General features: G+C 72.0%; 14 protein-coding genes. 3 read left to right on the top strand and 11 right to left on the bottom strand.

Features of this window, described 5'->3' with window-relative positions; all coding sequences use genetic code 11:
• Positions 1-96 precede the first annotated feature (96 nt).
• Positions 97-1,392: an alpha/beta fold hydrolase gene (locus tag ACFVX4_RS29710; RefSeq protein WP_389982866.1), complete on the bottom strand. Its 1,296-nt coding sequence runs from the start codon at positions 1,390-1,392 to the stop codon at positions 97-99.
• A 104-nt stretch (positions 1,393-1,496) separates the two neighbouring features.
• Between ACFVX4_RS29710 and ACFVX4_RS29705 the strand changes: the two genes are divergently transcribed.
• On the top strand, positions 1,497-2,660 hold the full coding sequence (locus tag ACFVX4_RS29705) for an ABC transporter ATP-binding protein (RefSeq protein WP_389982863.1): 1,164 nt from the start codon (positions 1,497-1,499) through the stop codon (positions 2,658-2,660).
• 254 nt (positions 2,661-2,914) lie between these two features.
• Here ACFVX4_RS29705 and ACFVX4_RS29700 read toward each other — a convergent pair whose 3' ends face one another.
• From ACFVX4_RS29700 to ACFVX4_RS29680, 5 genes are all read right to left on the bottom strand, one after another.
• Positions 2,915-4,198: a transporter gene (locus ACFVX4_RS29700; RefSeq protein ID WP_389982860.1), complete on the bottom strand. Its 1,284-nt coding sequence runs from the start codon at positions 4,196-4,198 to the stop codon at positions 2,915-2,917.
• Positions 4,199-4,202: 4 nt separating this feature from the next.
• Positions 4,203-4,790 (bottom strand): hypothetical protein, encoded by a 588-nt coding sequence (locus tag ACFVX4_RS29695; protein WP_389982858.1) that lies wholly within the window; start codon positions 4,788-4,790, stop codon positions 4,203-4,205.
• Positions 4,787-6,916: a hydantoinase/oxoprolinase family protein gene (locus ACFVX4_RS29690; protein WP_389982855.1), complete on the bottom strand. Its 2,130-nt coding sequence runs from the start codon at positions 6,914-6,916 to the stop codon at positions 4,787-4,789. Before ACFVX4_RS29690 ends, ACFVX4_RS29695 begins: the two co-directional genes overlap by 4 nt.
• A gap of 100 nt (positions 6,917-7,016) precedes the next feature.
• A complete protein-coding gene (locus ACFVX4_RS29685; RefSeq protein WP_389982853.1) occupies positions 7,017-8,627 on the bottom strand; it encodes an FAD-dependent oxidoreductase in 1,611 nt (536 codons plus the stop codon).
• Positions 8,624-9,763, bottom strand: a complete 1,140-nt coding sequence (locus ACFVX4_RS29680; RefSeq protein WP_389982850.1) for a LacI family DNA-binding transcriptional regulator — start codon at positions 9,761-9,763, stop codon at positions 8,624-8,626. Before ACFVX4_RS29680 ends, ACFVX4_RS29685 begins: the two co-directional genes overlap by 4 nt.
• Positions 9,764-9,916: 153 nt before the next feature.
• Here ACFVX4_RS29680 and ACFVX4_RS29675 point away from each other — a divergent pair, with 153 nt between their 5' ends.
• Positions 9,917-10,891, top strand: a complete 975-nt coding sequence (locus ACFVX4_RS29675) for an acetylxylan esterase (protein WP_389982847.1) — start codon at positions 9,917-9,919, stop codon at positions 10,889-10,891.
• A gap of 42 nt (positions 10,892-10,933) precedes the next feature.
• Here ACFVX4_RS29675 and ACFVX4_RS29670 read toward each other — a convergent pair whose 3' ends face one another.
• The 4 genes from ACFVX4_RS29670 to ACFVX4_RS29655 all read right to left on the bottom strand — a co-directional run bounded on the left by ACFVX4_RS29670 (position 10,934) and on the right by ACFVX4_RS29655 (position 13,843).
• Positions 10,934-11,884, bottom strand: a complete 951-nt coding sequence (locus ACFVX4_RS29670) for an ABC transporter substrate-binding protein (RefSeq protein ID WP_389982844.1) — start codon at positions 11,882-11,884, stop codon at positions 10,934-10,936.
• Entirely contained in the window at positions 11,881-12,558 is a 678-nt protein-coding gene (locus ACFVX4_RS29665; protein ID WP_389982841.1) for an ABC transporter permease, read from the bottom strand. Before ACFVX4_RS29665 ends, ACFVX4_RS29670 begins: the two co-directional genes overlap by 4 nt.
• Positions 12,555-13,232, bottom strand: a complete 678-nt coding sequence (locus ACFVX4_RS29660) for an ABC transporter permease (protein ID WP_389982838.1) — start codon at positions 13,230-13,232, stop codon at positions 12,555-12,557. Before ACFVX4_RS29660 ends, ACFVX4_RS29665 begins: the two co-directional genes overlap by 4 nt.
• 140 nt (positions 13,233-13,372) lie before the next feature.
• Entirely contained in the window at positions 13,373-13,843 is a 471-nt protein-coding gene (locus tag ACFVX4_RS29655; protein ID WP_266430557.1) for a helix-turn-helix domain-containing protein, read from the bottom strand.
• A 30-nt stretch (positions 13,844-13,873) separates the two neighbouring features.
• On the opposite strand from ACFVX4_RS29655, the gene ACFVX4_RS29650 reads away from it, so the two are divergent.
• On the top strand, positions 13,874-15,214 hold the full coding sequence (locus tag ACFVX4_RS29650; protein WP_389982835.1) for an MFS transporter: 1,341 nt from the start codon (positions 13,874-13,876) through the stop codon (positions 15,212-15,214).
• Here the strand turns inward: ACFVX4_RS29650 and ACFVX4_RS29645 are convergent.
• On the bottom strand, positions 15,148-15,594 hold the full coding sequence (locus ACFVX4_RS29645) for a nitroreductase family deazaflavin-dependent oxidoreductase (RefSeq protein WP_389982832.1): 447 nt from the start codon (positions 15,592-15,594) through the stop codon (positions 15,148-15,150). The two genes, ACFVX4_RS29650 and ACFVX4_RS29645, sit on opposite strands and share 67 nt — an antisense overlap.
• Between the last annotated feature and the right edge of the window lie 29 nt (positions 15,595-15,623).

Genomic DNA, 15,623 nt, shown 5'->3' with positions numbered 1-15,623 from the left:
AGAACCACCCCCATTGCTTCCGCAAGGGGAGGGATCGGGTCACTCTTTGCGTGGCCGGCTCCTCCCGCTCACGGAGACCAGAAGGACGGAGAACGGTCAGACGTCGTCCCGGACCAGGGCGAGCAACCGGTCCAGTACCCGCGGTCCGCCCGCACGCAGCCCGTCGTGCTCGTACTCATTGGTCACCCAGGTGCGCAGGCCCCGGATCGATGCCGCCGTGCGCAGCGCGTGTTCCGTGTCGACGTACATGTCGTCGTGGTAGACGGCCGCCGCGACCGGCACCTGATTGGCCGCCAGGCGCTCGGGGTCGTACAGCGGCGGCCAGTCGGTACGGGCGGCCAGCAGTTCGGCGGTCTCGCGCAGCGGGCGCAGCGCCGGGTCCACCTCGAAGTGCCAGGGGTGGATGCTCTCACCGGTGAAGAGCACCGGACCGTCGCCCGCGAGCGCCTCGGCGGCGTCGAACTGCGGGAATTCGGCACGGACCCGCTCGGCCGCCCAGCCGGTGGGCTGCTCGCCCTGGCCGTAGATCGCCTCGTGCATCAGCGCGTACAAGGGATGCCCGGCGAACGAGGTGGCGGCCCGCATGGCCTCCTGGAAGGTGTCGGAGAGCTCGGTGCCGAGCGGCGTACGGACGAAGGCGTTCTCCAGCAGATAGTGCAGCTGGTGGCTGCCGTTGCCGCCGCCCAGCATGATGCCGAGGGACTGGAACCCCTCGGGCGTCAGACGGTGTCCGGCGCTTTCCGGGCGGTGCTCCGCCAGGTGGGCGGTGATCTCCCGGGCACGTTCGGCGTCCTGCGGGTAGCGGGCGTAGTGGGCGGCGACCTTGCGCTCGATCCGGGGGTAGGCGGCCCGGTACACGTCGTCGGCGTGCGCGTCGAGGGAGGGCAGCCCACCGGTGATGAGGACGGCCTTGAGCCCTTCGGGAGCGGCCGACAGGTAGCGGACGGCACAGAAGCCGCCGAAGGACTGGCCGAGGACCGTCCACGGTTCGCCGCCGGTCAGCTGCGGGCGGATCAGCTCGCAGTCGCGCACGATGTTGTCCGACCGGAAGTGGGCGAGGTAGTCGGCCTGCTCGCGCGGGCCGCCGCGCAGCGGCAGGGTCTGCCGGTTGGCCGGGGTGGAGAGGCCGGTGCCGCGCTGGTCGAGCAGCAGCACCCGGAATTCCCGCACGGCCCGTCCCAGCCAGGCCTCCGCGCCGACGAAACGCCGGGCGCCGAAGCCGGGGCCGCCCTCCAGGTAGACCAGCCACGGCAGCTCCTCGCCGGTCCTGCCGCTCGCCACGGCCTCCCTGCCGAAGACTTCGATCTGCTCGCCACCCGGATCGCCGTGGTCGAGCGGGACCGTGAAATAGCGGTCGGTGAAGACGATGCCGGGATGCCGGTAGCTGTTCACAAGGTGCTCCTGAATCAGATGTCACGGACAGTTCAGCACACCGCCGTGACACGGACAGTCGCGGCCCGTGTGCGGAACACCCGGGAGCCTCCTACCGTGCAGGCATGATCCGGTTCGAGCAGGTCGGCAAGGTGTATCCGGACGGCACCAGCGCGGTCGACGATCTCTCCTTCGAGGTCGCCGAGGGAGAGCTGGTCACCCTCGTCGGACCGTCCGGCTGCGGCAAGACCACCACGATGATGATGGTGAACCGGCTGATCGAGCCCTCGTCGGGACGGATCCTCGTCGACGGCGAGGACATCGCCGGCGTCGACCCGGTGAAACTGCGCCGCCGGATCGGCTACGTCATCCAGCAGGTCGGCCTCTTCCCGCACCGCACAGTGCTCGACAACACCGCGACCGTCCCCGCGCTGGTCGGCTGGAAACGGGCGAGGGCCCGGGAGCGTGCGGCCGAGTTGCTGGATCTGGTGGGCCTCGACCCGAAGACGTACGGCTCCCGGTACCCCGCGCAGCTCTCCGGCGGACAGCGCCAACGGGTGGGTGTGGCGCGGGCGTTGGCGGCGGATCCGCCGGTACTGCTGATGGACGAGCCGTTCGGCGCGGTCGACCCGGTGGTGCGCGAGCGGCTGCAGAACGAATTCCTGAGCCTGCAGGCGACGGTCCGCAAGACGGTCCTGATGGTCACCCATGACATCGAGGAGGCGGTCCGGATGGGCGACCGGATCGCGGTGTACGGGGCGGGGCGCATCGAGCAGTTCGACACCCCGGGCGCCGTGCTCGGGGCTCCCGCGACTCCGTACGTGGCGCAGTTCGTCGGCGCCGACCGGGGCCTGAAGCGGCTCTCGGTCACCACGATCGAGCCGGAGGACCTGGAGGAGCCGCCGGTCGCCCGCCTGGACGAACCGGCCTGCGCGGCGGCGGCGCGGCTGGGCGGCACGGGTGCCCGCTGGGCGGTGGTGCTGAACGGCGACGGCGATCTGCACGGCTGGGTGGCTGCGGACGCGTTGCGGATCGCCGGTGACCACGGCACGGTCGGCGAACTGGCCCGCAGGATGGATGCCTGGGTGCCGGTCGGGGCCCCGCTGAAGCAGGCGTTCAGCGAGATGCTCCAGCACGACGCGGGGTGGGTCGCGGTACTGGACGGGTCCCGGTTCCTCGGCGTGCTGACGCCGGCCAAGCTCCACGAAGCGCTGCGCCGCTCGGTCGACGCGGACGCACGGGGCGTGGGCCGGGACGAGGTGTGCTTCGACTCGGTCGCGGACGCGTAGGGAGGGACGGGGCGCGTGCGCCCCGTCCCTCCCCCGAGGGGCCCTGGGAGTTGTCGTCGCATGTCACGCCCGCATCAGGAGTGAGCCGAGGGTGACTGCTGCTTCGTACTCGGTGATCAGGAGGTTGTTGCCGCCGCTCCCCTGATGCAGGGGAAGATGATCTCTCCGAGGCGGCGGTCCACCCCCGGCTCGTTCGCCGGAATCGTCTGCGGCTCATTCATGGGTGAACTCCGTCCCGGGAGTGGGTGAACGTGTCAGAGGCAGGTGGCGGCGGTCACGCAGAAGCCGCCGAGGGCGACGGCCCAGACGTACGGCAGGGTGCGGAGCATCACCTGCTGCGGGGTGACACCCGCGTACTGAGCGCTCCACACGGTCTGGGTGCTCGTGGGGTCGGCGACGCCGAACACCTGGTTGTACGAGGTGGCCAGGCCCAGGACCGCGGTGGCGGGGTAGATGCCGGCGGCGATCAGGACACCGGCGATGCCCGCTCCGAGACCGAAGACGTTGAGCGGGCCCCGGTAGAGGCAGAGCGGTACGAGGACGGTGAAGACGAGGACGAACAGCACCGCGTTCTGCGGGCTGACCGCCTTGACGAGAGGTTCGAGCGCCTCGATCGCTCCGGGCAGCTTCACGGCCGCGAGCAGGATGCCGATGGCGATGAACAGGGTGATCGGCGCGGCGGCCACCTCGAAGCCGCCGTACAGGGTGCGCAGCAGCCGCTTGTTCATCTCGCGCGGCCGGGTGGTGGTGACCAGGCAGTACAGAACGCCCGCGAGCAGCGAGGGAATGATGGCCATGTCGAGGCCGAGGGCCAGGACCAGGGGCACGACCGGTGTGAGCAGCGCGTACCAGGGGGCGTCGCCGAGCCGGGCACGCCTGCTGGAACGCGGCTTCGGCGCAAGGGACTTGGCGGACCAGGCGTGTTCGACGCCGCGGCGGCGGGACTCGACGAGGACGAAGAGGACCGCGGCGGCCAGCGCGAACGGGAACAGCTTGATCATGAATCCGCGCACGGTGGGGATGGGCAGTTCGAGCGCGGTGGAGAAGAACTGCCAGACCGGGAGCTCGAACGGCATTCCCGCCGCGATGCCCATGAGGATCGTGCCGGCCGCGGTGACCTTGGGGATGCCGACGGCGATCATCGCGGGGATGCCGATGATTCCGGCGAGCATCGCGGCGGGCGCGGAGCCCGTCACCGTACCGACGAGCGTGGAGACGGCGAGGACACCGAGGGCCACCACGACCGGACGGTCGCCGCCGAATTCGACGATCTTGCGGACGAGGGTGCCCGCGATGCCGGTCTCGTCCAGGAGCTTGCCGAGCCAGGAGCCGAGCAGGATGGCGATCACGGTGGCGGCGAGGGCGGGTGCGCCCTCCTGGAGGACCGTGTCCAGGACGCTGTTCTTGCCGGTGAGCGGGGCGCCCGCGACGAGGGCGATGACGACGGCCAGGACGACGAGCGCGAAGGCCGTGGGGAGTTTCCGGGTGAGCATCGCGGCGACACCGGCCGCCATGACGAGGAGGATGACGACGCCCATGGCGTTACTTCTCTCTTCCGTGCGGTGCGGTGGTGGGGTGCGCGTCGGCGGTGGCCAGCGCGGCGGTGAGCAGCAGCGGGCTGCGGCCGAGTCCGCAGGCGGTGCGGGCATAGGAATGGGCGGCGATCTCCTCGGCCCCGGCGACATGGCCGTACAGGCGTCGGCGTCCGGCGCGCAGCACGACATGCCCGAGGGCGCGTTTCAGTTCCGCCTTCGCCGGGCCGTGGTGGAGCAGTTCGTGGACGGCCTCGTGTGCGAGGGCCGCGGCGCGCACCGAGCCCGTCGGGTACCAGTGGCGCCAGCCGCGCTCGTCGACCAGGGCCTCCGCGCGGGCGAGGGTGTCGGTGTACAGCTCGACGGTCGCGGGGCGCGAGGTGTAGCGGGCGAGGAGGCCGTGTTCCAGCCCGCCGTCGCGTTCGACGACGCGGGCGCGGGACGGGGCGGGGGTGAGCCGGGCCCCGAACTCCGTCGCCACGGTGGCCCAGTGGCGCAGCAGATCGCGGTCGCGTCCTTCGTGCGTGGGGGTGGCCGCCAGGAGCCGTACGCCGAACTCGACGTCGTCCGTGGCGGCGAGGTCGGCGGTCCGGCTCATGTCCGTACCTCCACGACCGCGATCACGGACTCGTCCGCGGCGCGGGTGCCGAGTTCGCTGCGGGCCAGGGCGAGCAGCGGCTGCGGGTCCAGGACGCCGGAGAGGTCGGCGATGCGGGAGCCGATGAGCAGCCGCAGGGAGGGGGCCCGGACTCCGCCGTCGCCGTACGAGGTGGCCTCGCCGACGAGCCGGGCGAGCGTCTCGGGGGCGCGGGCGACGGTGGTGGTCTCCACCAGGGCGTCGGGGGCGTGCAGCCGGACGACACCATCGGCGTCGACGACCCGCACCGGGTGCCGGGTGGTGCGGAAGCGGCGCCGGATCTCGGTGCCGTAGACGGTGTGGGCGGGAGTGCCGGCCAGGACGCTCACGTCCGAGGGGTCGGCCTTGAGGCTGGCCGCCGCGGCCCGCAGCCGTTCGTCCCCGTCGGCGCGGTGGGCGCGGTCCTGGGTGCGGAGTTCGGTGGCGCCGGTGGCCACCGCCCGTACCGTGCTGGTCTGCGGGTCCACGGTCACTTCGACCTCCACGCCGTCGGCGGCGGCACCCTGGGCCACGACGGCCGCCTCGGCCTCCGCGCGGACGGCGAGGATCTGTTCCTGGCCGGCGCCCGGGATGATCCGCTCGATCTGTTCACGGACCAGGGCGAGGGCGACTCCGATGGGGCTGATGACCTCGCTGTGCCGGGCGATCCGGCCCTCCTGGCCGGTGACGGACGCCAGGTGCGGGGTCACGGACGCGGCGCCTCCGCCGCCCCCGACCAGCACCGCGGTGTCCTTCTCCAGCCGGTAGTCGCGGATCATGGCGTCGGTCACGGCCCTGACCTGTTCGATGCCCGCGTCGAGGAGCCGGGCGGCGGCCGTCGCGACATCGGTGGACAGCGCGGCGGCCAGCGGGGCCAGCGCGGCCTGTGCCACGTCCTGGTCGCAGCGGGCGAAGTCGCCCTCGGGCACCCGGCCCAGCGCGTTGGCCGCGCAGGTCATCGTGATCGCGTACCGCCCGCCGGCCGCGTCGATCACGGCGTAGTCGTCGGGGTCGCCCTCCATCGGCCGGACGGTGGCGACGCGCGCGCCGCGCAGTTCGTCGAGCGTGGCGAAGCAGGCGTACGGCAGTCCGGCGATGTGCGCGCTGCGGGGCCCGACGCCGACGACCCTGCCGCCGCCGATCCGGACCATGGACCCGCCACCGACGCCGACGGTCCGCACATCGAGCGCGGAGAGGTACGACGCCTTGCCGAGGATGGTGGCGTGCCGGACGGCGACCTTGCCGCGGCGCACGACGCTGATGTCGGTGGAGGTGCCCCCGGTCTCCAGGAACAGGCCCTCGCTGATCCGTTCCTGCATCAGCGCGCCCGCCACTCCCGCGGCGGGGCCGGAGAGCACGGTCAGCAGCGGGCGTCTGCGCATCTCGTCGAGCGACATCACACCGCCGTCGCACCGCATCACCATCAGCGGCGCGTTCACCCCGGCCTTGGTGATGGAGGCGTCGACGAGGTCCGCGGTGGCCAGCATCCGGGGCAGGATCGCGGCGTTGACCACGGCGGTGCGGGTCCGCTTGGCAAGTCCGTACAGCGAGGTGATCTCGTGTGCGGCCGTCATCGGCAGGCCGCGCGGGCGGGCCGCTTCGAGGACCGCCCGCTCGCCCTCCGGCCGGTCGACGCCGAACGGCTCGCTGGCGACGAGCACTCGGGCGCCGTCCCGGGTGACGGCGTCGACGGCGCCGCGCACCTCGTCGGCGTTCTCGGGGTCGGCCACATGGGCGTAGGAGAGCGGCAGCCGCTTGCCCGGGGCGAGTTCGAGCCTGCCGAGCGAGGAGAGCCGGCGAGTGAGCGCGGCGCCGGGTCCCGTTCCGATGCCGATCAGCCCGACGGTGGCGACATCGCCCTCCAGCAGGGCGTTGGTAGCCTGTGTCGTGCCGTGGGCCAGGAACGCCACATCCTCGGCGGCGCGGCCGGTCTGTTCCAGCAGCCGGTCGAGTGCCTCGACGATGCCGTGGGCGACCCCGTCCTCGTGGTGGTGGCTGGTGGGAACCTTTACCTGCCCCAGCAGTTCGAGGGTCGTGGCGTCGACGGCCACGGCGTCGGTGAAGGTTCCGCCCACGTCGATACCGACGCGGATGCGGTGGGTGGTCATGGCTGGGCACCTCCTTGTGCGGGTGGGTTGATGCGCGGGCGGGCCGGGTGGGACAGGTGGAGCTGTCCCACCCGGCGTTTCACGGATTCGGGACGGGCCGTCAGTAGCCGCGTACGTCGGGCCAGTGGCGCTGGACCCCGTCGCGGTCGAGCAGCCGCGCGAACGCCTCGTACCGCTTGTCCTCGGACTGGACCTGTTGCGGTTCGACGCCCTCGGCGAGGCAGTGGGCGGCCAGGGCGCCGGCGACCTCGCCGATGTTCCACTCCACCGGGTGGAGCCGGTAGCAGCCGTTGGTGATGTGGGTGGTGCCGATGTTCTTGCCCGCGGGCAGCAGGTTGCGGACGCGGCGTGGCACGAGGGCGCCGAGCGGGATCTCGAACGGGACCGAGCCGATGTCGATGTAGTTGTCGCCTCCGGTGGAGGGGTGCAGATCGATGCGGTAGCTGCCGACGCCGACCGCGTCCCGGTGGCGTGTTCCGCCGTGCGGGCCGACGAGGTCGATCGCCACGTCCTGCTCGGTGACGGTGGTGACGGCCTTGATCCGGCGGGACTCGCGTACGTACGGGGCCTTGGCGAGGCCGTCGTCGGTGCCGGTGATGTCGGGGCGGATCCGCAGTCCGGGGAAGCCGGTGCCACCGTCCTGGCGCGGGGCCTCGGTCTGCAGCCAGTACAGCACCGACAGCGACAACTGCCGCGCCTCGGCGACCGCTTGTGCGGAGACCTCGTCCCCGGCGCCGACCAGCGGCTTGAGCCAGTAGTCGTTGAGCGGCCAGTTGACGAGCGTGATGTCGGAGTCGAAGGCACCGGGGCGGTGCATTCCCCGGGCGAGGATGCGGCGGAAGCCCCACAGTTCCTTGTCGCCCGCGTCCGCGCTCTGGTCGGCGCTGACGGCGAGCGGGTCGACGTCCGGGTTGGGGACGAAGGTGCGCGGTACGGATTCCAGGGAGCGCGGGTCGGGCGCCTGGAATCCGAGGAGCGGGCCGGGCCAGAAGTCGGGGCGGTAGGAGCGCCAGAAGTCGTAGTCGGCGGGGCGGTCGACGATGTGGTTCTCGCCCTCGTGGTGGGAGAGCGCGAAACACACGGTGATGCCCTGCTGGTTGAGCGGCTGGGCCTGTTCGGGGGCGTGCGGTTCGTCGAACTCGCTCCGCGCCTCGGCGCCGATGGCGTGCTCGACACCGCCGAGTTCGAGGAGTTCACCGGTCTCGGTGGCGTCGACGACGTAGTGGGCGGTGACGGTGGTGCGGTCGCCGGTCCGGAGGTCCTCCAGCGTGACGGCCCGGATGACATCGTTGTCCGCGTCGGCGGCCACGGCCCGGTGCTCGGTGAGCAGGGTGAGGCGGCCGGCCGCCCGGTGCGGTGCGAGCATCGCCTCCAGCACGGTGAGCGCGACGCGCGGTTCATTGCAGAGCTTGCTGACGCGTCCGGCGCCCGGGTTGAGGTCGGTGAGGGCGAGGGCCTCGGAACGCATCGGGTACCACTGGCGGTAGTACGCCCGGATGCCTTCGCGCAGCCGGCGGTACGAGGCGGTGGTGCCGAACTGCTCCACCCACGGGTGCTCGTCCGGGGGGACGGCCTGGGAGGTGAGCTGGCCGCCGATCCAGTCGGTCTCCTCGGTGAGGACGACGGTGCGTCCGGCACGGCAGGCGGCGAGCGCGGCGGCGACGCCGCCGAGTCCGGCGCCCACGACGAGGATGTCCGGTTCGGGTATCACTGGTCTCCTTGAGCTGTACGTACGGGTGGTGCGGTCGGTCGGTGGTCCTCGGTGTCGGGCGGCGGGCCCGAGGTGGCGCCGGGCCGGAAGGTGCAGGCGACCAGGGGTTCGGTGGCCTCCTCCCCCGCGACCAGCGCGGCGAGCATGCGGACGGCGGCGGCGCCGAGCCGGGTACGGGGGATGTCGAAACCGGTCGGTTCGGGCCCGTCCGCGAGGTTGGCGGGCGGGCTGCCGAGCAGCGCCAGGGAGGCGTCGCGCGGGCAGTCGATCCCGGCTTCGGCGACGGCGTGGCGCAGGGCGCGCCAGGCGGCCCCGGTGTCGGTCTCCTCGACGACGAACGCGGTGACGCCGTCGGCGAGCCAGCTCCGCAGCCGCTCGGGGGTGAGGTCTCGTTCCGGGTCCGCGGAACGGAAGACGGCCCCGGGGCCGACGGCCTCCAGCCCTTCGAGGAAGCCCTGCTCACGGTCGGTGGAGGCGGGCGCCTCGTCGTCCTCGCGGATGAGCACCATCCTGCGGTGCCCGAGGGCGGCGAGGTGGTCGACGACCTCCCGGGCGGCGCTCACGTAGTCGGCGCCGACCCAGTGCAGGCCCTCCGGCTCGTCCCGGCGGCCGAGGTGGACCACCGGGAAGCCGTCGGCGACCAGCCGGCCCAGCTCCTGGACCGGCGCGTGGCGGCCGAGGAACAGGCACCCGTCCGCGAGACGGACCCGGTTCAGCGCGTCGGGTCCGGCGGCCCCAGCGCCGCCGGTGCTCGACCCCGTGAACAGCACCAGGTCGTAGCCGCGCTCCGCGGCCTCGCGCTCCACGCCCACCAGGAACGGGTAGTACGAGTGCTGCACATCGGTCGGGAACGTCGCGGTGAAGCTGAACACGCCCAGCAGGTTGTTGCGCGCCGCCGCGAGCCTGCGGGCCGCCGGGTCGGGGACGTAGCCGAGACTGCGGGCCGCCTCCAGGACCTTCTGCCGGGTCTCCTCCGAGATCGCGGGCCCCTGTCTCTTGTCCGCGAGTACCAGCGAGACCGTGGCCTGCGAGACCCCGGCGAGCCGTGCGACCTCCGCCTGGCGCGGGCGGGCCGTGCGGCCTGCCGGTGCGGGTGCGCGGCCGGGCCTGGCCCGCCTCCTGGGTTCCTCCACCATGGCTCCTCACATCGATTAATGCGTATTAGTAATGCGCATTAACGAGTACTGTGAGGGCCGGCCGGGCGTCGGTCAAGAGGTCGGGCACAACTTCTTCACCGCACGCCCCCCGTACGGTGTGATCAACCATCCCTGCGAAGAAGGCGGTCCCACATGTCCCTGTTCGATCTGCCGCTCGACCGGCTGCGCGACTACCGCAGCGGGTCGGTCGAGCCGGAGGACTTCGACGCGTTCTGGTCGAAGACGCTCGACGAGGCCCGGTCCCACGACCTCGACGCCCGTTTCGAACTGCGCACCGGCACGGGGCTGAGCACCGTCGACGTGTACGACGTGACCTTCGCGGGCTTCGGCGGCCACCCGGTCAAGGGCTGGTTCGTCGTCCCGGCGGGCACCACCCAGCCGCTGCCGGTGGTGGTCGAGTTCATCGGTTACGGCGGCGGGCGGGGCCTGGCGCACACCCATCTGCTCTGGGCGTCGGCCGGTTTCGCCCACTTCGTGATGGACACCCGCGGCCAGGGCAGCGGCTGGCTCGTCGGCGACACCCCGGACCCGGTGGGCAGCGCCCCCGCGTACCCCGGCTTCATGACCCGGGGCATCGAGGCCCCGGAGTCGTACTACTACCGGCGGGTGTTCACCGATGCGGTGCGTGCGGTGGAGGCGGCGCGCTCGCACCCGCTGACCGACGCGGCGCGCACCGCGGCCATCGGCGAGAGCCAGGGCGGCGGCATCACGCTCGCCGTGGGCGGGCTGATACCCGACCTCGTGGCCATCGCGCCGGACGTCCCGTTCCTGTGCGACTTCCCCCGCGCCCTCACGGTCACCGACCGGACCCCGTACCGCGAGGTGGGCAACTACCTCAAGACGCACCGCGGCCGGGCCGAGCGGGCGCGGGCCACGCTGTCCTACTTCGACGGGGTGCACTTCGCCGCACGCGGGCGCGCGCCGGCGCTGTTCTCGACCGCCCTGGAGGACATGACCTGCCCGCCCTCGACCGTCTTCGCCGCCTTCAACGCCTATGCCCACCAGGACAAGACCATCGAGGTGTACGACTTCAACGATCACGAGGGCGGCGGGCCGTTCCAGGAGGCCGTGCAGCTGGGCTGGCTCCCCGGAAGGCTGACGGCCTGACCGCGCGAGGCGGCGGTCGTACGCGGCGGTGGTCCGCGGCGGTCATCCGTGCGGGACGAGGTTCTTGGACTCCAGATAGGTGCGTGCCACGTCCTCGGGCAGCCGCCGCCAGCTGTCGACCTGCTCGTTGAGCCGGGCCAGGTCGGCGGTGGTCAGTACGGTGTTGAGCCTGCCCAGCGCCGTGCGTACGCCTGCGCTGCCCGCCCGGGACCGGTTGACGACGGGGACGAGGTAGTCGGCGTTCTGGAGATGCTTGTCGTCGGCGAGCAGGACGAGGCCGAAGTTGTCGAGCGTGGCGTCGGTCGTGGTGGTCAGCACCATCTGGTCCTGACCGTTCTGGACGGCCTGTTTGGCCTGGGTGGTGCCGACGCCCTTGGGGTCCACCGCGGTGATGCGGATGCCGTACGTCTTCCTCAGCCCGGGTGCGCAGTAGGGGCGCTGCACGCATTCGTCACCGGCGGCCAGACGTACGGGCAGCCGGGACCTGCCCAGGTCGCCGAGGGTCTTGAGGCGGTGCGCGGCCGCGTACCGGGCGGCGACCGCGAAGCCGTTCTGGTCGACGGCACGCCCGGGGTCGAGGACGGTGAGACCACGGGGCGCGGCCAGCGCGCGCAGGGCCTTCATGGTGGCGGCGAGGTCGGGCGAACCGACCGGGGTGGCGTCGGCGCCGTTCTTCTTGGCGTTCAGCCAGTCCGCGAAGGTGGCGGCGTACTCCGGCACGACGTCGATCTGGCCGCTCTCCAGCGCCGGTTCGTAGATCTCCCGGTTGGTGACGGAGATGATCTTCGTGGAGTAGCCGGTCCGGTCCAGCAGCAGCGCGTACATCTGGGCGAGCAGATCGCTCTCGGTGAAGCCCGCGGAGCCGATGGTGAGGTGCTTGCTGTCGCCCGGCGGTGCGGTGACCTCGCCCCGGTTCTCCAGGGAGGGGCCGGTGCCGCACCCGGCCGCCGGGAGCAGCACCAGCAGCACGGCGACGGCGGTTCGTGGCCTCATCCGGATCCCCCGCCGCGGAACCGGCCGGGGACGAGCAGCCGGCCCGCCTCGAAGAGCCCTTCGACGATCAGCGCGAAGACCGCGACGAGCACCGCCCCGGCGACCACCTGGGCGGTGGAGGCGAGATTGAAGCCCGCCGTGATGATGCGGCCGAGTCCCCCGCCGCCCGCCAGTGCCGCGAGGGTGGCGGTCGCGACAAGCTGGACGGCGGCGATCCGTACGCCGGTGAGGATCAGTGGGAGAGCGAGCGGCACCTCGACGCCCAGCATCAGTTGTCTGCCCGTCATGCCCATTCCCCTGGCCGCGCGCACGACATCGCGGTCGACCTCCCGCATGCCGACATAGGCGTTGGTGAGCAGCGGAGGTACGGCGAAGAGCACGAGAGCGATGACGGTCGGCCACTCGCCGTGCCCGCCGATCGGGGTGAGGAGCAGCAGCACCAGCACGGCGAAGGTGGGCACGGCCCGGCCGATGTTGGAGATGTTGACGGCGAGTGCGCCGCCCTTGCCGAGATGGCCGAGGACCACGCCGACCGGCAGCGCGATCAGGCAGCTGATCAGCAGGCAGACGACGGTGAGGAACAGATGCTGGACCAGCCGGTTCCAGATACCGCCGTCACCGGACCAGTTCGCGGAGGTGGTGAGCCAGGACCAGGCGTCGGCGAGGGTGTTCACGGCTGCCTCCGGGTCCACGGGGTCAGCAGTCGCTGCGCGAGCAGGAGCAGCAGGTCGGCGGCGACGGCGATGACGACGCAGAGGACGGAGGCGGTGAGCACCTGGGCCTTGAAGTAGGTGTTCATCCCGGAGTAGATGAGGTTTCCGAGTCCGCCGTAGCCGACGATTGCGCCGACCGTGACCAGGGAGACCGCGGAGACGGTCGCGATCCGCAGTCCGGCCATGGCCGCGGGCAGCGCGAGGGGCAGCTCCACGGCGAGCAGCAGCCGCAGGGGTCCGTACCCCATGCCGCGCGCGGCCTGCCGGGTCTCCTCGGGCACGGCGCGCAGTCCGGCGAGGATGTTCCGTACGAGGAGGGTGAGCGAGTACAGCACGAGCCCGGCGACGACGAGCGAGGCGGAGAGTCCGTACACCGGCAGCAGCAGCGAGAACATGGCGAGCGACGGCACGGTGTAGAGAATCGTCGTCACGCCGAGCACGGGTCCCGCCGCCCAGCGCCGGTGCCGTGCCGCGAGGGCGAGCGGGACGGCGAGGACCAGCCCGATGAGCACGGCGGCCACGGTGAGCTGAAGGTGCTGCACGACGGCGTCCCAGAGAATCTCGCGACGGCTGGAGAGGTAGGCCCCGCAGAGCCACTCATTGCGCGCCAGGCAGTCGTCCGGGGGCGCGGTCACCCGTCCATTGGAGCGCGCGGGGCCGCGCGGGCGCGCGTCCTGATCGACCGTCCGGGGGGTGGTGCGGGTGCGTATGCACCCCACGTGCCGGGGCCGCGGCCGGGAAGGGCGCGGTGGGCCGGCCTGAGTGGCGGGCCGCGCTATGCGGGCGCCGACGCTCCGGGCCGCTCGACCTTTCGCACCGTGATGTCGTCCGGTCCGAGCAGGCGCCCGTCGGCCGCGCGGACCTCCAGTGCCCGGGGCGTCCGGCCGTGGCGCAGGTCGACCATCTCCGAATGCGGTTCGCCGGGGTCGAAGAAGTGGCCCTCGCCCCACTGCCTCAGCGCCACGATGACCGGGAAGAGGTCCCTGCCCTTGGCCGTCAGCACATATTCGTGGCGGGCCCCGCCGTCGGCCGCCGGAACCATGTCGAGAATCCCGCCCCCGACCAGCTCGCGCAACCGCGCCGCCAGGATGTTCTTCGCGACCCCCAGACTGCGCTGGAACTCCCCGAAGCGGCGGCTGCCGTCGAACGCGTCACGGACGATCAGGAGCGACCACCAGTCGCCGATCGCGTCGACCGAGCGGGCCACCGGGCAGTCGCTGTCGTCGAGGCGCGTCCGCTTGACCATTCCGTTCCCCTTCACATCATCGGTTGCAACATGCTACCAGCTGACGCTAACGTCCACCTGGTAGCAACTTGCAACCGAATTGATCGAGGGGCACCCGTGACCGAAAGCGAGAGAACGATCAGGACCGCGGACACCAGCGGGGGGACACCGGCAACCGCTCTGTCCGGACGCACCACGCTGCTCTTCGCGGTCGCCTCCGGAGTGGCGGTGGCCAATGTCTACTTCGCGCAACCCCTGCTGGTCACCCTGAGCCAGGACTTCCGGATCAGTGCGGCAACCATCGGCGTCGTCGTGACCCTCACCCAGATCGGCTACGGCCTCGGGCTGTTCCTGCTGGTGCCCCTGGGCGATCTGGTCGACCGGCGAACCCTCGTCGTGACCCAGCTGGCGCTGCTCGCGGCAGCGCTCGTCGCCACCGGCACGGCGGCCACCGCGCCGGTCCTGCTGACCGCCCTGGCCGCTGTGGGCTTTCTCGCCGTGGTGACCCAGACGCTCGTGGCCTTCGCGGCGTCGCTGTCCACCCCGGACCGGCGTGGCCGCGCGGTCGGCCTGGTCACCAGCGGAATCGTCATCGGGATCCTGCTCGCCCGCACGGTCTCCGGCGCGCTGGCCGACCTCGCGGGCTGGCGCTCGGTCTATCTCGCCTCGGCCGCACTGACCCTCGTGCTCACCCTGGCCCTGTACCGCGTGCTGCCCCGCCGGTCGACACCACCGGCCTCCATGCGGTATCTACGACTGCTGCGTTCGACGATCACGCTGTTCGCCGAGGAACGCGTACTGCGGGTCCGCGCTCTGCTCGCCCTGCTCGTCTTCGCCGCGTTCAGCACCCTGTGGAGCTGCGTCGCGCTCCCGCTGAGCGAACCCCCGCTGTCGCTGTCGCACACCGCGATAGGGGCGTTCGGGCTCGCGGGAGCCGCGGGCGCGCTCGCGGCCGCGCCGGCCGGACGCCTGCACGACCGGGGTCTCGCCGGGTGGACGACCGGCACCGCACTGGTCCTGCTCACCGTGTCGTGGCTCCCGCTCGCCCTCACCCGGCAGTCGCTGTGGGCGCTGGCGATCGGCGCGGTCGTCCTCGACCTGGCAGTGCAGGCCGTCCATGTCACCAACCAGAGCCTGATCTACGCGGTCCGTCCCGACGCCGGAAGCCGTCTGATCGGCGGCTACATGGTCTTCTACTCGGTCGGCAGCGCCACGGGCGCCCTCGCCTCGACGGCCGTCCACGCGATGGCCGGGTGGGGCGCGGTGTGCCTCCTCGGCGCCGCGATCAGCGCGCTCGCGCTCCTCGTGTGGGTGGTGGACAGCCGTCAGTGCGCTTCGGCCGCCGGTTCGAGGACGAAGACCGGAATCTGCCGGTCGGTCTTGCGCTGGTAGTCGGCGTAGTCGGGAAACGCCTCGACCGCCCGCTGCCACCACAGGCCCTTCTCGTCGCCCGTGGCCTCACGGGCGTTCATGTCCTGGCGGACCGGGCCGTCCTGGAGTTCCACGCGGGGGTCGGCCACGATGTTGTGGTACCAGACGGGGTGCTTGGGGGCGCCGCCCTGCGAGGCGACGACGGCATAGGTGCCGTCGTGCTCGACCCGCATCAGCGGGGTCTTGCGGATCTTTCCGCTCTTGGCCCCGCGGGTGGTGAGGATGATGACGGGCATGCCCCGCATCATGGTCCCCTCCGTCCCTCCGGAGCTCTCGAACAGCTCGACCTGATCGCGGACCCACTGCGCGGGGCTCGGCTCGTACTCTCCCTGGAGAGGCATGGCATCTGTCCCATCGTCGACGTTCGGAC

Source organism: Streptomyces sp. NPDC058240, assembly GCF_042882135.1.
Taxonomy (GTDB): Bacteria; Actinomycetota; Actinomycetes; order Streptomycetales; family Streptomycetaceae; genus Streptomyces.
Note: the sequence above shows the minus strand (reverse complement) of the source record. Positions and strands in the feature narration are given on the sequence as shown.

Excerpts from the sequence above, each read along its gene's own strand:
- ACFVX4_RS29705 (WP_389982863.1), top strand. The coding sequence starts at position 1,497 with ATGATCCGGTTCGAGCAGGTCGGCAAGGTGTATCCGGACGGCACCAGC.
- ACFVX4_RS29700 (WP_389982860.1), bottom strand. The coding sequence starts at position 4,198 with ATGGGCGTCGTCATCCTCCTCGTCATGGCGGCCGGTGTCGCCGCGATG.
- ACFVX4_RS29695 (WP_389982858.1), bottom strand. The coding sequence starts at position 4,790 with ATGAGCCGGACCGCCGACCTCGCCGCCACGGACGACGTCGAGTTCGGC.
- ACFVX4_RS29690 (WP_389982855.1), bottom strand. The coding sequence starts at position 6,916 with ATGACCACCCACCGCATCCGCGTCGGTATCGACGTGGGCGGAACCTTC.
- ACFVX4_RS29680 (WP_389982850.1), bottom strand. The coding sequence starts at position 9,763 with ATGGTGGAGGAACCCAGGAGGCGGGCCAGGCCCGGCCGCGCACCCGCA.
- ACFVX4_RS29675 (WP_389982847.1), top strand. The coding sequence starts at position 9,917 with ATGTCCCTGTTCGATCTGCCGCTCGACCGGCTGCGCGACTACCGCAGC.
- ACFVX4_RS29670 (WP_389982844.1), bottom strand. The coding sequence starts at position 11,884 with ATGAGGCCACGAACCGCCGTCGCCGTGCTGCTGGTGCTGCTCCCGGCG.
- ACFVX4_RS29655 (WP_266430557.1), bottom strand. The coding sequence starts at position 13,843 with ATGGTCAAGCGGACGCGCCTCGACGACAGCGACTGCCCGGTGGCCCGC.
- ACFVX4_RS29650 (WP_389982835.1), top strand. The coding sequence starts at position 13,874 with ATGCTACCAGCTGACGCTAACGTCCACCTGGTAGCAACTTGCAACCGA.
- ACFVX4_RS29645 (WP_389982832.1), bottom strand. The coding sequence starts at position 15,594 with ATGCCTCTCCAGGGAGAGTACGAGCCGAGCCCCGCGCAGTGGGTCCGC.